Below are 20,075 nucleotides of genomic sequence, written 5' to 3'. Positions count from 1 at the left end.
TGGACTTCAAAAGGGCGTTAGTAAGGGTCTTAAAGGGCACCTTTTGCAAGCCAAATGGGCGTCTTTAAGAAAGCAAAAGAGCATGTTTTAGAAAGTGGGATGTGAAAATATAGGACAAATTATACCACTGTAAACATTCGTTCTTTTGTTACTTTGTCTTTATTTTATTCTGCCTTGCATTATCCTGTCTTCTGTTCTTCTACTTTGTCTTTGCATTACCCTGTTTTGTTCTTTTGTTACTTTGTCTTTATGCTTATTCAGTCTTATATTATCCTGTATTCTGTTCTTCTGTTACTTTGTCTTTTCATTATTATGGTCAATAAAAAAAGATAAAAACTTACTGAAAGGTTCGATAAAGCAAACAATAATTTGTATCTTTGCTTGTTAAATTGTCATTAGATAAAAGTTTGAACATATGAAGAAATTTTTGATATTCTTGTTTATGTGCCTTCCAATGATGGCTGCGGCACAGACTACGCTGACTCCAGAACAGAAGTTGGAACAGGCACAACGCCAGTTAGAGGAGGCTAAGGCTGCCTTGGAACAGGCGAAGGCAAACGCTGCAAAAGCGAAGGCTGAGGCTGAAGCAAGAGCTAAGAAGGAAGCTGAGGATAAGGCGAAAGCAAAGGATATAGAAAAGAAGATTGCTGATATGAAGGCTGAGGCTGAACGATTGTCACGTGAGGCTGAGGCACTCAGTGAGGCTGCTAATAAAGCTCAGACGACTACGGTAGCACCAGCAACAAAGACTGCGGCAACCACTACAAAGGCTGTTAGCAACGCTTCTTCAGATGCGTGGGTTGTTCCAACAACGCCAGCGACTGCTGCAGCACGTGCTAATAAGAACGTGAGTACAGACACTAAAGCAAACAAAGACCTTTATCTTCAGAAGGGTATCATACCAGAGGTGAACGGTCAGGTGGTATGGACTGAAACCTTTAATGTACCGGGAGCAACTGCTGACGAACTCTATGACAAGGCGTTTGCTTATCTTACAGAACTCACACAGGGCGACAATCAGTTGAGTGGTAGTAAGGTTGCCTTGGTGAACAAGGGTGAGCATAGTATTGTGGCAACGGTACGTGAGAAGTTGATTTTCTCATCTTCGTTCCTCTCATTGGACTATACGCAGTTTAACTATGTGCTTCAAGCAACTTGTCGTGATGGACAGGCAACATTGACAATGAACCGTTTGACTTATCGTTATGATGTTCAAGGCAATGTTTCTGACCTATCGGCAGAGCAATGGATTACCGATAAGTATGCTGTCAATAAGAAGCAGACCCGTCTCTTGCCAGTGTCTGGTAAGTTCCGTCGTGCTACTGTTGACCGTAAGAATAGTATCTTTGAAGGCTTCGCGCAGGCATTGAAGTAAGACAAAGAAGGGATATATTTTTGGGTGTGTCAGTGGTGATGGATAGGGATAACGACCTTATGTACGTTTGTTCTTTGCCTATTCTAATGCGCTGAATAAAGCGTTATATCAAAGCCGCTGGCAAATACTTTTAACACAATAAAGAATAGAAAATGGAACTACAGAATAGTACGGCACGTCGTCCAGAGCGTCGTCGTCATAAACGTGAGACAGAAGATAGGTTTCTTCCTATCCGCCAGTGGCTTAACATTATCTTTATGTTAGGTGCGCTTGTTGGTGTGATTATCTATTTCTTAACTGATAACACTACGACTGGTACAATTATTATTCTTGTTTCGATGGTCTTTAAGATGGTCGAAAGCGTACTCCGTTTTATTCGTTAAATGAAGAAACTTACTATCTTATTTTCCCTTTTTGTGTTAGTGGCTAATGCTGCTATGGCACAGACAGACGGCACCACTCCGTATGATGATGGTACATTCACGGCTGATGGTTATAGAAACAATCGTAACATAGGACGTTCGGATTCTATACAAAGTGAGCACAAGGAGATACCACGTGGCTTGAAGGTGTGGACGATTGATGAACGTTTCGGTGACCGCAAAGCTGCTGTTCCCGATACGTTGTCGTATATGTATATGAATTCTAACCTCACTTACGGAAAGCGAGGGGAGTATAACACCTTAGGAAACTTGGGTTCTCCACGTCAGAATCGTATCTTTATTGATCGTCCTGCCACGTCAGAATTCTTCTTCCTCGACCCGTATGATATGTTTATCGTACAGCCAAACAACTTCCAGTTTACCTCAACCCTTTCGCCAATCACGGTTCTCTCTTATAATACCGCTGGTAACAGAAACAACGGAGAAGACCGATTTAAGGCAATCTTTGCGGTGAATGCGGGTAAGGAGTGGGGCTTTGGCTTTAAGTTTGATTACCTTTATGGACGTGGATATTATAGCAGTCAGAGTGCTTCTCACTTCAACTATTCAATGTGGGGAAGCTATTTAGGTGAACGCTATCAGGCACATTTGCTCCTTTCTTTGAATCATCAGAAGGTCGCTGAGAATGGTGGTATTGCCAATGATGCCTATATCACGCATCCAGAATCGTTCCGCGATAGCTATAGCGAGGAAGAGATTCCAACCATATTGAAGCAGAATTGGAATAGAAATGATAATCAACATGTGTTCTTCAATCACCGTTATAGCCTCGGTTTCTTCCGTAAAGTGCCGATGACCGAAGAGGAGATTAAGGCAAAGCAGTTTGCACTTAAATCTCAGAAAGCACAAGAAGCACAGCAGGATAAAGAGAAGGCTCGTCGCCGTGCAAAGGCAAAGGGCGAGAAATTTGATGAGGAGGCTTACGATAAGGAGAAGCGTTCTGCAGGTCGACCAGATGATGCTGTCATCGCTGGTGATGTGTCACAAGTGAAGACAACAGCGGACAATACCAATGGCAATGAGCGTATGACGGTTAATTTGGAGGACTCTACTCAGATGGCAAACCTCAAGAAACAGGATGCTCTGGCTAAGGATTCTACTCAGAAGTGGATGAAGGAAGAGTATGTTCCTGTGACGAGTTTCATTCATACAGCGCGTTTCGATAATTACCGTCGTATCTATCAAGCGTACGATACTCCGACTGATTTCTATGCGCAGAACTATTTTAACTATGGTACTGTAGCCAATGATTCGATTTATGATACGACAAAGCATTGGTCATTGAAGAATACCTTTGCTGTCGCTTTGCTTGAGGGATTCAACAAATGGGCGAAGGCTGGGCTGAAAGCTTTCCTTTCCTATGAGTTGCGCCATTATGCTCTTCCTTCAATGATAACGCCAAGTGGGAGTACTGTTGCCTTCTATAATGGTGACAAGACATGGAATCAACATGATATTTCTGTTGGTGGTCAGCTGTTGAAAACACTCGGTAAGACGTTCCATTATGATGTTAGTGCTGAGGCTTGGTTGGCTGGAAGTAGGGCAGGGCAGGTCCATGTTGATGGTCATGCCGACCTTGGTTTCCCTCTCTTGGGTGACACTGTTCAACTCGCTGCAACAGCTTTCTTCCATCGTTCTGCCCCATCCTTCTATATGGGTCAGTACTTTGGTAAGCATTATATGTGGGATAATAACCTCAATCAAGAGATCCATTCTCGCATCTTGGGCGAGTTCTCTTTGAAGAAGACACGCACCAAGTTGCGTGTTGGTTATGATGTTCTTAAGAACTATACCTACTTTGGTATACAGAACGACCGCATCCAAAGCGGTGATAACTACCTTGTACAGCATAACAACTTGAATGTCCGTCAGTCCAGTAGTCCTATCAACTTGCTGACTTTACAGCTACAACAAGACTTCCGTTTGGGTATCTTCAACTGGCAAAATGTACTGACATTCCAGAAATCAAGTAAGTCAGATATACTCCCAGTACCGACATTTAACGCATATAGTAACCTGTTTATACGATTCAAGATAGCACGTGTGTTGGATGTTGACCTTGGTGTTGACGGTCGTTACTTCACAAGTTATTATGCGCCAGAGTACATACCTGGAATCGGTGCTTTTGGTATACAGGAGACCGATGCGAGCCGTACAAAGATTGGTAACTATCCACATTTGAATGCTTATGCTAACTTCCAGTTACAGCATACTCGCTTCTATGTGATGTTCACGCATGTAAACAGTGCTGATGGGGGTAAGTATTTCTATACGCCTCACTATCCATTGAACCAGCGTGTACTGCAGTTAGGTATCAGCTGGAACTTCTTTAACTAATCGTTTAGACATTCAAATACGTGATTTCAGAGAATGACAAGATAAAGACCAACAGTCTTTCTGCATGGGTACTTGCTGCGCGTCCAAAGACGCTCACAGGTGCAATGGTACCTGTAATGATAGGAACTGCTTGGGCTTGGAAGCTAAGTGGCGGGGAGAACTTTCGGGTTGTCCCTGCCATTCTTTGTTTTCTCTTTGCCTTTCTGATGCAAATAGACTCCAACTTTATCAATGACTACTTCGATTGTTTGAAAGGTAATGATGATCGTGCCACTCGTTTAGGTCCGAAGAGGGCTTGTTCTGAGGGCTGGATAACTCTCCCTGCCATGCGAATAGGACTTGTTATCACTTCTTTATTCGCCTCTCTTGTTGGTATTCCCCTCATCTTCTTTGGTGGTTGGGAAATGATACTTGTTGGTGTAGCCTGCGTTCTCTTTGCCTTTCTCTACACCACTTACTTCTCTTATCTTGGCTTAGGCGATGTCTTGGTACTGGTATTCTTTGGTATTGTACCCGTCGTTTTCACCACCTATGTTATCCTTCCTGACCATTCTCAAGCCCTGTGCTTTGAGGTTATTATGTCGGGTGTTATTTGCGGTTTGGTGATAGATACCCTGCTTGTTGTCAATAACTACCGTGATAGAGAGAATGATAAGCGTGACGGAAAGATAACCCTCATTGTGAGAATAGGCGAGGAAAAGGCAGAAATGCTGTACTTAGCATTAGGTCTTATGACCTATCTTCAGATGCTTCTCCTTCTCTTTTCAGGAGAGAGAGACAATCTCCTTCCCTTTATCTTCGTGTTCATTATCTTCATACCTTATGGTATCTTGCATTACAAGACAGCTATGCAAATGAAGCAAATAAAGAAAGGTAAGGAGCTAAATATCATCTTGGCGCAAACTGCTCGGAACATGCTAATCTATGGTTTAGCAACCACGATTGCATTAGTTGGTTTATAAGCCCGCTTTTAATTCCCTCACCTAATCCCTCATTTCATCAACACCCAACATTCATCACCCCTCACCCAATCCCTCACTTCATCATCACCCATCATCCAACACCCCTCACCCAATCCCTCACTTCATCAACACCCAACATTCATCACCCAACACCCAACCCCTATGTCCCAACCCAACCTCGAACTAATGAACTTTGTGGAGCGACAGATACTCCCACGTTATAATGACTTTGGAAAGAGCCATGGACTCGGACACGTGCAGCGTGTCATTAAGAGTTCACTTGCTTTGGCAGCCGTAACGGGTGCCGATGTGAATATGGTATATGTCATTGCCGCCTATCACGACCTTGGTATGGCAGGACCACGAGCCATTCATCATATCACCAGTGGTAAGATTCTCATTGCCGATGCACGACTCCGAAAATGGTTCTCAGCCGAGCAGTTGAAGATTATGAAGGAGGCTGTCGAAGACCATCGGGCAAGTAGTTCACGCGTACCACGTAGCATTTATGGTAAGATTGTTGCTGAGGCTGACCGTGACCTTGAGCCAGAAGTCGTCTTCTCACGTGCCATTCTCTATGGTATTGAGAACTATCCAGAGAAGAATGATGAACAGATGTGGCAGCGTTTCCGCGACCACATGAAAGAGAAGTATGGTCGTTCTGGTTATCTGAAACTATGGATTCCTGGCTCACCGAACGCAAAGAATCTTGAAACAATCCGTAAGACGATTGACAGTGAGGCGGAGCTAAGAAAGGTGTTTGACCGTATCTATCAGCAGATACGTGAACAAGAAGAAAAGAACTAACAAAAAACAACTGAAATGACGAAAGAAGAATTAATGCGGAGAGCTATTGAACTCTCTGACGACAGTGTACGAAATGGGGGCGGTCCATTTGGTGCTGTCATTGCCCGTAATGGTGAAATTATTGCCGAAGGAAGCAATGGTGTGACGATTTACAACGACCCTACAGCGCACGCAGAGGTCTCTACAATCCGCAAAGCGTGTCAGAAATTGAATACCTTTGACCTCAGTGGTTGTGAAATATATACCTCTTGCGAACCCTGTCCGATGTGCTTTGGCGCTATCTATTGGGCTCACCTCGATAAAATCTACTATGCCAACGACCGCAAAGATGCTGCCGACATTGGTTTTGATGACGATTTCATCTATCAGGAGATAGCCGTACAACCGCAATATCGCAAGAAGCCTTCAGAAATCCTTTTGCGCAATGAAGCGTTAGAAGTTTTTAAGCAATGGACAGCAAAGACGGATAAAACAGAATATTGATATCCTCTAACGATAAGTCAATGTAAGCACACTGCTGTTTACATTGACTCTTTTGTTTATAAGATTCTTACTACGAACAAAGTTTTTGATCATGAAAAAAGGAGTATTGAAAACGAGGAATAAAACACTTTTAATCACAGTATTCCTCTCAACGTTGATGATAGAATTCATCTTAGTATTCCTAAATGGCTGTTCTGATGGCGAAGGTCTTGCTTTCGACATAGATAGACAAGCCTTCGTTGTGAAGCAAGGTTGTGTCTGTGGTGGCGGCTTATACTTTAGCAGTGAAGATGCTACAGATAAGTTCTCTGTCATTTATAATAAGAATGTACACGCCTTTTGGTATGACAGTTACAATCCATCTGTCCTTGAAATCAACAACCTTCCCACTTGTTGTAATGTTGTTTTAAGTGGAGATACCTTGTTTCTTCGTCGCCTTCCCTTACGACCAAACACCTCCTATGAAGTTTACCGTATGTCAGGTTGCCGCAGTTTTCCTCCCCTTACTATCAAGACAGGCAGACAGGGTAGGGTAGTCATTGCAGGAAGATGATTATAATAAAATAATATTGATAGGTCAATAATTCTCACAAACCTTTGTCATTCGTATTTAATAGTATATGATTAAGCCTTGCTCATAGTCTTTTCTATTGATGTGTTGATGCTCCGCACATGTGGTGCGGGTGCTTAGCACGTGTCGTGTGGATACTTAGCACCAATGGTGCGGAGTACTAATTCCTTGCAATATATTCTCCGTATGACAATAACTTAAGCCTAATATAATGCTACAAAAGCACACCTGCGTTTCTAAAATATAATGGAGCGCAGAATCTTAAATGCTTAATAATTGTTAAGCATACCCCTTTTATTTGATGTAATTATATATCTTTACAACCCTAAACAATTACTAACCCAGCTGCAAGCAAGAATAAACCTAAACGCACAACAAGTAAAGGAATAGTTTGAACGTTGTTGTAGTCGATAAACAAAAGCAGGGTTACGCCTGAAAAGGCATACTACTATGTGTGTGACATGGCGCAGAGATGGCGATATGAACGCACATAATGGCGAATAGCCAACCTAAAATGAAGCTATAGATAACTGAAAACAATTTACCTAAATTTATACAAATGAACATTTATCTACATCGAACTATGAAAGCGATGGGCAGGCTTTTGCTCATCATGCTGTTGCTTGTCCCACTGTGTGTGGATGCGCAAACGTTAACAACAATCACAGGTTCTGTAAAAGACAGCCAAGGCGAACCGCTCGTCGGGGCAACTGTTATGCAGAAAGGGACGTCAAACGGAACGATTACCGACCTCGACGGACAGTTCTCTATACAGGTGCCAGCTAACGTTACGCTGGTTTTCCGTTACGTAGGTTTTGACGAGTCAGAGTTGAAGGCAGCTGCTAATATGGCTGTAACACTGAAAAGTAATGTCAAAGCCATTGACGAAGTGGTGGTTGTTGGTTATGGATTACAAAAGAAAGCCAACCTCACTGGCTCCGTTTCTCAAGTGAAGATGAGCGACGTATTGGGTGATAGACCTGTGGTGAACGCTGCTGCAGCACTGCAGGGAGCTATGCCTGGACTTACCATCGGCGGTGGTTCTGGTCCCGGTTATTCAAAGTCTATGAACGTACGTGGTACGCTTTCTATCAATGGTGGTGGTCCGTTAGTGTTGATTGACAACGTAGAAGGCGACCTGAGTACGCTGAACCCTGAAGATATCGAGAGTGTAACGGTATTGAAAGATGCTGCCAGCTCGGCTATTTATGGTGCGCGTGCAGCAGGCGGTGTGATATTGGTAACACTGAAACATCCGAAGAATGATGCTCGTTTCACAGCCAACTACAACTTTAGTTTAGGCTGGGAGCAGTCGCTCAACCATTTGGAGCAAGCTTCTTTGATGCAGTATTTGGATGCTTATCTTGAGGCTGGTTACTCTAATTCTTACTGGGCTGGTAATGGTGATGTAAGCAAGTGGCGCGACTATTTGCAGAAGTATCAGACTGATCCTTCGTCTGTTGCAACTGTAGGTGACGGTATCTTTAAGGACACTGATGGCCGTGTTTACTGGCTATCAGAGAAGAATTTGGCTAAGAACATCCTTACAACAGGTTCAATTACCAACCATAATCTGACCATCTCTGGCGGAACTGACAAGATACGTTATCGTGTTTCAGGAAGCTTGAGCCGTGAGAATGGACCATTGGTTACGGATAAAGATATGTTTAGACGTAAGACAATCAGCGGCTTTGTTTCAGCTGATTTGCAGAAATGGTTTACGCAAGAGGCAACCCTTACCTATACTAATTCAGTGCGACAGTCGCCTGAGAACGTTGGAAACATGAGTGGTTTCTATTCAACTCGTTTGATTAACTATTACCCAGAAGGACTCATTCCGGGTGATATTCTTGGTATTCAAGATGATTTACCATCGCAGACTCCTCTGAATATGTTGACCAATGCACCTTCTGCTTTTAGTGAGCAGTCTGTTCCACGCATCTCTTTGCGCTCTATCTTTAAGCTGTTGCCGGGTTGGACCGTTACTGGTGAGTACACCTATAACCGCACTGATGAGCACTATCAGTTCTATTCTAACAGATTTAGATTTGCTGATGTGCAGTTGGCTGCTAAGTATTCAACCGAGAAAGGGCAGGACTTCTATCGTATGTATGATGCTACAACAAAGTATAATGCGTTGAATATCTTTACGAATTACGACCATTCTTGGGGCGCACATTCATTCAAAGCAATGGCTGGTTTCAACCAAGAAAAGTCGTTCTATCGCTACTTCTATGGTAATGTACTTGCTCAGGCAGTTCCTACCGTACCATCATTTGCAGGTGGAACAGGTGAGAAGACCATTGATGATAAGTACTCTGAGTATTCTATTCGTAGTGGTTTTGCACGTCTGAACTATTCTTTCATGGACCGCTATTTACTTGAGTTAAACGGTCGTTATGACGGTTCTTCTAAGTTCCCTAAGAGTCATCGCTTTGGCTTCTTCCCATCAGTGAGTGTGGGATGGCGTTTAGGTCAGGAGTCGTTTATGAACTGGTCACGTAGTTGGTTGGACGACTTTAAGGTGCGTGCATCCTATGGTTCGGTTGGTAATCAGCGTATCAGTCCTTATCAGTTCTCACCAGTAATGAGCCTGCATAGCAATGGTACTTACATCTTGGATGCTGAAGGAAAGACCACTTACATCACTTCTCCGGGCTTGGTAAGCCGCAACTTCACTTGGGAGAAGGTTACTACGTTGAATATTGGCTTCGATCTCTATGCCTTTAAGAATCGTCTTACCGCTACATTCGACTGGTTTGACCGTCGTACAACAGGTATGTTAGCAGCTGGAATAGAGATTCCTAAGGTTGTAGGTACAGCCGCTCCGCTGCAGAACGTGGCTGACATGAAGAACAGAGGATGGGAACTTAACGTTACATGGCGCGATAAGATTGGTGACTTCGGCTATCATGTAGGCTTCAATATCTATGATAGTCAGGCAGAAATTACGAAGTTTAATAACGAGTCTCGCCTGCTTTCAGACTATTATGTAGGAAGAAAAATCGGTGAGATATGGGGTTATGAGACGGATGGATACTACACAATCAACGACTTCAATGCTGATGATGCAAAGCATAAGACTTGGACTTTGAAAGAAGGTGTAGTAAAAATCAATGGCTATAATCCACAACCAGGTGACGTGAAGTTCAAAGACTTGCGTCCTGATGGTGTAATCAATGCAGGCGATAATACCGTAGATAACCCTGGTGACCGTAAGATAATTGGTAATGACGCAGCACGTTATCAGTTCGGTATTAGCCTCGGTGCTTCTTATAAGGGATGGAGTTTAGAAGTACTTTTGCAAGGTGTTGGCAAGCGAGACTACTGGCTTGGCGGTCCAGCAATGTTCCCATTCGGTGGCGCAGGAGCAGGCGATGCTGTGTTCCAAGCACTCTATGCGAACCAAACCGACTATTGGAGAGCTAAGAGTTACGACCCATCAAGCAGCGATTATATGGTTCCTGTAAATCCAGATAGTAAGCTGTTCCGTATTTATGATCAAGGTAACAATGTGGGTTCTAACACTCGTGTAAGCGACAAGTATCTGCAGAATGCAGCCTATATGCGTATAAAGAATATCACACTTGCCTATACCCTGCCTAAAGAATGGGTAAGAAGAGCTTTCATACAAGATGCTAAGTTCTATCTAAGTATAGAGAATCTCGCTACGTTCAGTAGTCTTCCAAAGGGCTATGACCCAGAAGGTACGGCACCATCATCAACCGCTAACGCTCTAAGCAATGGCATTTCATGGGGCTATCCATATTACCGCACTATCTCTTTAGGTGCAAGTATCACATTCTAATCATAATAAGTACTTATGAAAAAGATATTAACAGCCATCTGTGTTGCAGCAACAACGCTAACGGCATGCAATGATAATTTTCTTGAGAAATACCCTTTGACCGACCTCACCGAGGAGAATGCGTTTAAGGAATACGATAACTTCAAAGCGTTTATGAACCCTTGTTACGAGATGTTTACGAACACCACGATTCATACCAGTATCAACAACAGCTATATGAATGCGCAATTCTATGGCGATTGGTATGGTGGATTGGTGACCCATCGTGATAATGCTCGCAACCCATATGCCTATCAAACCATTACAGCAACAGCTGATGGTGGAGGTTGGGACTTCTCTTATATCCGTCGAGTGAACATTATGTTGAGCCATCTCAATGACGGTGCGCTCACAGAGGCACAAGCTGCTCATTGGCGTTCGGTGGCTTATTTCTTCTCAGCCTACTGGTATATGGAACTCATCGACCGCTTTGGTGATGTGCCTTGGGTGAACAAAGTGCTTGACGAGAGTTCGCCGGAAAGCTACGGACCACGTACCCCACGTGCAGAAGTGGCAGATAGTATCGTGGCAAGATTAGAGTATGCTGCGGCAAACATCGGCAACTTTAACGATGGCGATAACACGGTGAATGCAAATGTTGTTAAGGCAGCTTTGTCTCGTTTCTTGCTCCGCGAAGGTACATGGGCGAAGTATCATGGACTCAACGAGCCTTATGAAACCTATCTACGGAAGTGTCTAACGGTTTCGCAGGAACTGATGGATGCTTATCCAACCCTCTATAAGGGCGAGGACAAGCAAAACCAACCTGCTACTGGATATGGTGAGATGTGGACCACAGAGAGCCTAAAGGGTAAGCCGGGTATCATCTTCTATAAGGAGTTTGTTAACAATGTTTTGATGAATCGTTATAACGACTTTGAGCACATTGCTGCCAACTCTGCCGATGTTCCTCAGTACACGGTGGATATGTTCTTGATGAAGAATGGTTTGCCTATTGGTAATACAGCATCAGGCTATCAAGGTGGTAAGGGCAAGGATATGTGGGGCACTTTCGCTGACCGTGACCCTCGTCTTTACCAGAATATCCAACCTCCTTACGTTGTTGCTCCTCATAAAGGGGCGGTTGATAACGTAAACACCTTTAAGAGTTGGAAGTTCCTAAAGGCTGGAGATAACAACCAAGGGCATGTCGTTACAGCTGATGAGGCTGCCAAGTATCGTTACTACATCGACTATATGGGTGCTAACGAGAAGTGCTTGCGTGGTGGTTCTTATGGCGGTGAGGGTATGAAGAGATGTCCCGGACAGAACTGGGGTGCTGCGCTTACACCAGTGAGCCCTAACCTCACGACCGACTCTCGTGTGCCATATATGCGTTGTCGGACGGGTTACTACTTCTGGAAGAACTATGATATGTGGGAGTTCTCAACCGGTTCATCGGCTTTCTGTACAGCTGACAAACCAATCTTTAAGATTGAAGAAGTGCTGTTGAACTATGCTGAGGCTGCATGGGAATTGCAGCAGTTCGACCAAGCTGTGGCTGATAAGACTATCAACAAGCTGCGCGATCGTGCTGGAGTTGCACACATGACAGTGGCTGACATCAACGACAGTTTCGACCCTAATCGTGACAAGGGCAATGCTCCTTGGTGGACAGGTAAGGGCGGAAAGTTTGGTAACTACAACGTAAACCCAGTCTTGTGGGAGATTCGCCGTGAGCGTCAGATTGAGTTGTTCGGTGAGGGCTTTGCCTTCTATGACATCCGTCGTTGGGCAAAGGCTGCCTATTATGTCAACCGTCAGCCTTGTGGCTTGTGGACAACAGCTACTGATAATATCTATGCACCAAAGGCTAATGCCTACTCAGGTCAGTTTGTAGACTACGAAGAAATCATGAGAAGTGGTAGGGCTTCTGCTGAGAACAACAGTGCTGGAAGTGGCTGGATCTATACCTACGAGAGTCCACTTGCACATGGTGGATGGTTAGATACTTACTACTTAAGCATGGTTCCTACCAGTCAGCGTGCGCTCAACAAGCAGCTAACGCAAAACCCAGGCTATAAAGAACTCTTCGGTTTGAGCGACTAATCCGCTCATACCTCCTCATATTAAACAGTCCCACACTAACTTTTCCACTCTCATTTTTTGAGCGAGTAAAAGATTATGAGGTGTTGGGAAGCCGAGGAATGATACGAAAAGAGGGATGCACAAGTTGATGTGTATCCCTCTTTAATATCCTCTGTTTTGTAAATAAACTTCAAAGACTGAAAATCAAAAGACGCTCTTTTGGTTTTCAATTAACGCCCAATTGGTTTCTAAAAGATGCCCTTTCGCAATGCAACTAACGCCCTTTTGAAGTCTTACTAAGCATCTTTTAAAATGCTGTTTTGCAACTCCTTGATAGCAAACGACTTACAAAGGCGATTTTAGAGCTTGTTTTTTACCCTTTTTAAGCGTAAATATATAGAAGCGATGTAAAGAAAATTCAATCCTTCCGCAGCGTAATAAAACATCGTTATTAGCTGCAGAAAGTGGAATCCTTAGTCTTTCTTCGTGCTAAAAGAACGCACTATACATTTCTATAAGGGTTGAGAGCTGTTGTGACTTTGCATCAATAAGTTCCATTTTACAGTCTAACTGTCCGCGTTCACTATCTATCACCTCTAAATAAGTAGCTCTGTTATTGAGGTATAGTTTTTGAGCTACAGAAACGGCTCTTACCAAAGCATCGTTCTGTTTCTGCTTAAATTGTTGGAGCAACTTAATGTTAGAAATCTTAGATTGCAGCGTACTTGTTTCTATAAAAGCTGTAAGCAATGTTTTGTCGTAATTATAAAGAGCCTCTATCTGTAACGCATCAGCCTGAGCGAAATTGGCTTGAATAGCCTTCTTATTGATGAGAGGAGCGGTAAGTCCACCTAAGGCATTAAATGCCAAAGACTCTGGTAGTTTGAATAAGTACTTAGGGTTAAAAGCATTTAATCCAATAGCCGCAGAGATATTAAACGAGGGGAGAAACTCTTTACGTGCAGTCTCCACATCCCATTTAGCAGCCTTTAGCTGGTGCTCAGCTTGAATAACATCTGGACGTTGTAATAGGAGTTGAGTAGATAAGGAATGTGCAGTTGTAGGCATTGGCAGCTGTAAGAAGTCAACCTTTGTGCGTTGTATGGTTTGAGGAAATCTACCTAACAGAAGGTTTAGATTATTCTCCGTCTCAACGATAGACTGACGTAGAAGGTACTCATCAGCCTGTGCTTTAGCCAATTCAGCCTCGAACTTCTCAACAGCTAACTGTGTATCAGCATCAGCTTCTTTCTGAATACGAGCGATTCTCACTGCATCCTTCTGTAGCGAGATGTATTGTTGCATAACCGATAACTTGTAATCAAGAGCCAACAATAGGTAATAGTTCTCTGCTACATCTGCCACTAACTGACTTTTGATAGCACGTTGTCCAGCTTCAGAAGCCAAATATCGTTCTACAGCAGCTTTTTTACCACTATTTAATTTATTCCATAAATCTATGGTCCAGTCTACTTGTAGTGATGGAGAGAGGTCTGGAATAACGGTTGGAATCTTATGCCCAGGAGTCATCTCCGTACCAACATTACCAGCTCCCTCAGCTGTGTAGCGGCCAACTTTAGAAACTCCCGCACCAATATTTGCTGTAACAGAAGGTAGGAGAGCAGCTTGTTTAGCAGTAATTGCACTTCTTGCTATCGCCAGTTCCTGCAATGTAATCTTAAGATCTTGATTGTTTTGTAAGGCAGTTTCAATCAGTCTCTGAAGCATTGGGTCTTGGAAGAACTCTCGCCATGCAGGAGATATGGTTACGCTACTATCCTTGGATAAGGCTGGTAAAGAGTCCTTAAGCGTATCTTTGGGCATTGTAGCCTGCGGTGTTTTGCAGGCAACGATGCTCATAAGGATTACAAGAATAGTAATGACATGATATAGTTTACTCTTTGTCGTCATGAGTACTTTCTTTTAATTGTTTGTTCTTATAACGTTTATCTTTCTCTTCACTCAGTGGCTTCTCCTTCTGATAATGTACCAGTTTGTCAGTCATTCCAGCAAAGATATAGTAAAGGCCAGGGATGAGTAACAAGCCGCCTAAGGTACCAATGACCATTCCTCCGACAGCAGCAGTACCAATGGTACGGTTACCAATGGCACCAGCACCAGAGGCAAATACCAATGGAATCAAACCTGCTATAAAGGCAATACTTGTCATAAGGATAGGGCGGAAGCGTGCAATAGCGGCAGAGATGGCTGCTTGAGAAATCCGTTCGCCCGCATTCTTACGCTGAACGGCATACTCAACCATCAGTACGGCATTCTTTCCTAACAGACCGATGAGCATCACTAAGGCTATCTGCGCATAGATATTGTTCTCTAATCCACAAGCTTTTAAGAAGAGGAACGCTCCAAATATACCCACTGGTAGGAATATAATCACAGGTAATGGCAGTAGGAAATTCTCATATTGTGCTGCCAAAATAAGGTAGACAAATACGAGACAAACTACGAAGATGACGATAGCCGTATTACCTTGTTCTGCTTCATCTTTAGAGATACCAGCCCAATCATAGTCATATCCTTTAGGGAGAGAGCGCTGTGCTACCTCTTGAATAGCCTGCAATGCCTGTCCACTTGAGTATCCAGGTGCTTGTGCTCCTGTCACTTCTGAGGAGTTGTAAAGGTTATGACGAGTAATCTCACTCATACCATAAGTCTTTGAAAGCGACATGAAGTCGGAATATGGAACCATCTGTCCATCTTCATTTTTACTATAAAGACTTAATAGATGATTAGGGAAATCACGATACTGTGGAGCAGCTTGTACAATTACTTTATAAGGTTTTCCGAACAGAATAAATCCTGTTTGGTAATCCGAACCTACTAAGATTGACAAGTTGTTCAGTGCCTTTCCGGGCTTAACTCCCTTTTGTAAAGCTTTCTCGTCATCAACATGAAGCATGTACTGAGGGAAGCTCGCAGAGTAGAAAGTGAACGCGTTACCAATCTCGGGACGCTTGTTTAGATCTTTAACGAACGCCTTGCTCACCCGCTCCATCTCATGATAATCGTTTTTACCAGTCTTATCTAAGAGACGTAGTTCGAATCCACTGGCAGCCCCATAGCCTGGAATTGATGGTGGTTCAAAGAAGTCTATGTTTGCTTGTGTGATATTCTCACATTTCTGTTCCAAGTCACTAATAATCTCCTTTGCGGTACGTTTGCGATGTTTCCAGTCTTTGAGGTTAATCAAACAACTACCAGAATTGGCACTTGTTCCCTCAGAAAGAATCTCAAAACCAGCTAAAGAAGACACGCTTTCGACGTCCTCTTCTTTCTCTGCTATCTTAAGAAGCTGTTGTGCAACAGCGTTAGTTCGTTCGATAGTAGCCCCTGGAGGAGTCTCTATTACGGCATAAATCATACCCTGATCTTCTTGTGGAATGAAGCCCGAAGGGAGTCCCATATTGATCCAATATGCTAATCCACAGAACACCAATATCAATATTATTGTTAAAGACTTCTTCTTTACTGTATGTTGTATGAGGCGTTCGTACTTACGGCTACCACTATCGAATTTAGCATTAAAGCGTTGCAGGATGCGTCCAATAAACCCTAATTTAACATGGTTCTCCTGCTCCTTTGTCAAGATAAGAGCACACAATGCAGGGGTCAAAGTTAGGGCAACAAAGCCAGAGAAGAGGATACTTGACGCCATCGTGATTGAGAACTGACGATAGAACATACCCTCTGGACCACCCATAAAGGCTACAGGAATGAATACAGAAGCCATAACTAAAGAGATTGCAATAATCGCTCCACTGATCTCTTTCATGGCTTTTTCCGTAGCCTCAACAGGTGAAAGTTTGTTGCGAGAGATCTCAACATTCACCGCTTCAATCACCACAATAGCATCATCCACCACAATACCAATAGCCATGACTAAGGCAAAGAGGGATATCATATTGAGCGTTATGTTGAACAACATCATTGCAATAAAGCTGCCCAAAAGTGATATTGGTACAGCCATAATCGGTATGATAGAGGCACGCCAATCCCCTAAGAAGATGAACACAACTATTGCTACTAAGATAAAAGCCTCAAACAAGGTGTGTATTACTTTCTCAATACTTGCATCTAAGAAGCGGCTAACGTCATAGCTTATCTCATAGTGCATCCCCTTAGGCATATCTTTTTGCAGACGAGCCATAGCGTCCTTCACCTTGGTGATAACGTTACGAGCATTACTACCATAAGCTTGTTTCAAGGTCACAGCAGCTGAAGGGCGTCCATTGAAGGTTGAGTAGATATCGTATACTTCGCTACCTAAGTGTACATCAGCAATGTCTTTCAAGCGTACGATATTACCATCTTTATTGCTCTTGATGATGATATTCTTATATTCATCCTCTGTTGTGTAACGTCCTGGATACTTTAAGACATACTCTTTGACCTGTGGACGTTGTCCTCCACTCTCTCCCAACTTTCCCGGAGAGACCTCTATATTCTGATCTTCAAGTGCATCACTGACGTCATCTGTTGATAATCCGTAGGCTATCATCTTGTCTGGATGGAGCCATACACGCATTGCATAATTACGTGTACCAAGGATATCAAGGTCGCCAACACCATCGACACGCAACAACTCTGGTGATATATTGATATCGAAATAGTTGTAGAGGAAGCCCTGATCAACCTTTGGGTCATCACTGTAAAGATTGATATACATAAGTATGTTTGGCTCTTCACGTGATATCTTTACACCTTCTCGGATAACCTCCGCAGGCAACTTATTGGTAGCCGATGACACACGGTTCTGAACATTTACAGCATCGACATTTGGATCGGTTCCCAACTTGAAGACGACATTTAGCTCTGCTTCACCATCGTTTCCCGCATTACTTTCGATATATTTCATGCCAGGAATACCATTCAAAGCCTGCTCCAAAGGGATGATAACTGATTTTACCAACAACTCATTATTTGCTCCTGGGTAATTAGCTATCACGTTTACCTTAGGAGGAGAGATGGATGGAAACTGCGTTATAGGTAGATTTGAAAGCGACAGAATTCCAATAAAGGCAATGACCAATGATACTACAATAGAGAGCACTGGTCTACGAATAAAGATCTTAAACATACCTAATTAGCGTTTAACTTATCCAACTTCATTGATGCTTGTGGAGAAACCATAGACACACGTACCTTATCTCCATCGTTTACTTTCTGTATACCGTCAAGAAGATAACGGTCAGTAGGCTGTAACCCTGAGGAAACAACGTATGCTCCTGTAAACTCAGCATCAACCTTGATAGCACGTTGGCGGGCAATATTATTCTTGTCAACCACAAATACATACTTCTTATCCTGAAGTTCATAGACAGCTTCTTGTGGTATCAATATTGCATTTTTCTTTTGTATAAAGAGTTTTATCGTACCCGTCTGGCCATTGCGTAAAAGATTGTTGGCATTGCTAAAGACGGCACGAACAGCAATCGTACCTGTTGAACTATCAAACTGTCCACCAATATCTAATATCTTTCCGCTTGCAGGAAAGACATCACCATTTGCCAAAACAAGCTGTAGTGGAGTTTGTGAAAAGCGTTCTGGATGGAGGCGGAAATCTAAATAATCTGTTTCTGAAATATTGAAATAGGCAAACACCTTACTATTATCTGATAAGCTGGTAAGTAAATCACTCGGCTCTATCAGACTTCCTGCTTTATTAGGAATACGCCCTAAGATGCCTGAGAAAGGCGCACGGATAAGAGACAGACGCTTATGTAATACAGCCAATTGATAGTCGGCTTCTGCTCCTTTTAACTTAGCCGTAGCCATGCGCTTCGCATTATTTGAGAGCACTTTGTTATCCGTTAGCGTTGTTACATTCTGCAAGTCGATACTTGCCTGTTCTGCTGCAGCCTTTGCCTTGGCAATCTCTTCGTTAGCACCAACAATTGCAATACGGAATAGAGGTTGACCTGCTTTCACAAACTGACCTTCACTAACATACACTTCTTGCAAAATACCGGTTTGCTGAGAGTGAACTTCAATGTTACGTTGTGAGGCAATGTTTGCTACATAAGACTGTGGTAGGGAGATGCTTTCTACCAGTGGTGTCGTTGCAGTGTAAACTGGTTTTACTTGTGTTTCTTTCTTTGAATGACATGCACATAGAAGAAACATGATTGCAAGACAAGACAATTGAATTAAATTCTTCATAAATTGGTCTTTTTGTTTTCGTAAAAACAAGTGAAAAGTTAACGCGTTAATCCAACGCATCTTGACTACTCGTTGTAGCCATATCTACTCATTCTGTTTTTTCTTTCCTATCTTATAATAATAGAAAACAGAACTGTCGTTACATCTTTATGGAAACTTATTAAGAAAAGTGTTTCCTGAAATACCCTTCAGAATCATTGCTTTGCGATATAGAAATGTATCCTTTATGTTACCTGTTGAATATGCTCGCAAAGGTACGTCGTTTTTGTTTAGTATGCAAGTAATTCTGTGGTTATTTTTCTGCAGGTACTGAATAGTTTTCTCTGAAGTTATTTTTGTGGTTCTTCTGAAATATGGTTGATAAACAAAAAGGCTTATGTAATAGGCACACGGAGTCACGGAGGGGACGGAGGTCAACACAATGTTACGGAGGTGCCGACGGCACAAAGAGCGACGGAGGTATAGCGTACAGATTCTTGATAACTTTTGGGATAAATGCTTTGGGCATAAAGTTACTAAAAATGTGTGTAAGCAAGCTCCGTCGCTCTATGGCACCGACGGTGCCTCCGTGACTTCCATTGCTTTGTTTTAATAATCCTCCGTCCTCTCCTTTTCTCTGTGTAATATTAGGTCAAAGTTCTAAACTTAAGTGGCAAAACTTATCACTCCAAATTACCGAAAACCCATTTTTGTTATAGAATATGTGTTCAACTCAATTGCTTTATGAGGCTATCACGTGTAGTTGGCTTGTTTACTTCTTTCTCATTCTATTTGGATTAAGCTGTTTTTAGAGTCGTATAGTAGGTCTAACAAATAGCAAGTCACAAGGAAAAATGGAATGAATAAGAGGTAAAAAATGATTACATGAATTAGAGTGTTTGACCTAAAAGGATGGCGAAAAATAGGAATAAAAAGCGAGTTTGTAATCAGCAGAGTATCAGTGGGTTATAAAAGTGGTTTTCAAAAGGTGCTTAATTGGACTTCAAAAGGGCGTTAGTAAGGGTCTTAAAGGGCACCTTTAGCAAGCCAAAAGGGCGTCTTTAAG

Annotated in this window: 12 protein-coding genes; 9 read left to right on the top strand and 3 right to left on the bottom strand. The window is 42.8% G+C overall.

The features are described 5' to 3' along the window. Positions 1–415: 415 nt before the first annotated feature. The 9 genes from HMPREF1505_RS04435 (at position 416) to HMPREF1505_RS04395 (ending at position 12,874) form a co-directional block, all read left to right on the top strand. On the top strand, positions 416–1,375 hold the full coding sequence (locus HMPREF1505_RS04435) for a DUF4468 domain-containing protein (protein ID WP_036923117.1): 960 nt from the start codon (positions 416–418) through the stop codon (positions 1,373–1,375). A gap of 152 nt (positions 1,376–1,527) precedes the next feature. Beyond that, positions 1,528–1,758 carry a hypothetical protein gene (locus HMPREF1505_RS04430; protein ID WP_036923115.1) on the top strand — a complete coding sequence of 77 codons (231 nt, stop codon included), beginning with the start codon at positions 1,528–1,530 and terminating at the stop codon, positions 1,756–1,758. Further along, entirely contained in the window at positions 1,759–4,155 is a 2,397-nt protein-coding gene (locus HMPREF1505_RS04425) for a putative porin (protein WP_036923113.1), read from the top strand. 20 nt (positions 4,156–4,175) lie between these two features. Then, on the top strand, positions 4,176–5,117 hold the full coding sequence (gene menA, locus HMPREF1505_RS04420) for a 1,4-dihydroxy-2-naphthoate octaprenyltransferase (RefSeq protein WP_036923112.1): 942 nt from the start codon (positions 4,176–4,178) through the stop codon (positions 5,115–5,117). 162 nt (positions 5,118–5,279) lie between these two features. After that, positions 5,280–5,924, top strand: a complete 645-nt coding sequence (locus HMPREF1505_RS04415) for an HD domain-containing protein (protein WP_036923110.1) — start codon at positions 5,280–5,282, stop codon at positions 5,922–5,924. A 15-nt stretch (positions 5,925–5,939) separates the two neighbouring features. Then, a complete protein-coding gene (locus tag HMPREF1505_RS04410) occupies positions 5,940–6,407 on the top strand; it encodes a nucleoside deaminase (protein ID WP_036923108.1) in 468 nt (155 codons plus the stop codon). Positions 6,408–6,498: 91 nt separating this feature from the next. Next, positions 6,499–6,960, top strand: a complete 462-nt coding sequence (locus HMPREF1505_RS04405) for a hypothetical protein (protein WP_036923106.1) — start codon at positions 6,499–6,501, stop codon at positions 6,958–6,960. Positions 6,961–7,537: 577 nt separating this feature from the next. Next, complete coding sequence (locus HMPREF1505_RS04400; RefSeq protein ID WP_036923103.1) at positions 7,538–10,786, top strand: TonB-dependent receptor; 3,249 nt, start codon at positions 7,538–7,540, stop codon at positions 10,784–10,786. A 15-nt stretch (positions 10,787–10,801) separates the two neighbouring features. Beyond that, on the top strand, positions 10,802–12,874 hold the full coding sequence (locus tag HMPREF1505_RS04395; protein ID WP_036923101.1) for a RagB/SusD family nutrient uptake outer membrane protein: 2,073 nt from the start codon (positions 10,802–10,804) through the stop codon (positions 12,872–12,874). 468 nt (positions 12,875–13,342) lie between these two features. Here HMPREF1505_RS04395 and HMPREF1505_RS04390 read toward each other — a convergent pair whose 3' ends face one another. From HMPREF1505_RS04390 to HMPREF1505_RS04380, 3 genes are read right to left on the bottom strand one after another with little or no spacing between them, the layout of a single operon-like run. Beyond that, entirely contained in the window at positions 13,343–14,764 is a 1,422-nt protein-coding gene (locus HMPREF1505_RS04390; protein ID WP_036923099.1) for a TolC family protein, read from the bottom strand. Next, positions 14,748–17,948, bottom strand: coding sequence for an efflux RND transporter permease subunit (locus HMPREF1505_RS04385; RefSeq protein WP_036923097.1), 3,201 nt, complete (start codon positions 17,946–17,948; stop codon positions 14,748–14,750). The genes HMPREF1505_RS04390 and HMPREF1505_RS04385 overlap by 17 nt, the downstream gene beginning before the upstream one ends. Before the next feature lie 2 nt (positions 17,949–17,950). Further along, positions 17,951–19,030: an efflux RND transporter periplasmic adaptor subunit gene (locus HMPREF1505_RS04380; protein WP_036923095.1), complete on the bottom strand. Its 1,080-nt coding sequence runs from the start codon at positions 19,028–19,030 to the stop codon at positions 17,951–17,953. Positions 19,031–20,075: the final 1,045 nt, after the last annotated feature.

The organism is Prevotella sp. ICM33 (assembly GCF_000517825.1).
Taxonomy (GTDB): domain Bacteria; phylum Bacteroidota; class Bacteroidia; order Bacteroidales; family Bacteroidaceae; genus Prevotella; species Prevotella melaninogenica.
This window is presented reverse-complemented; position numbering and strand designations above follow the sequence as displayed.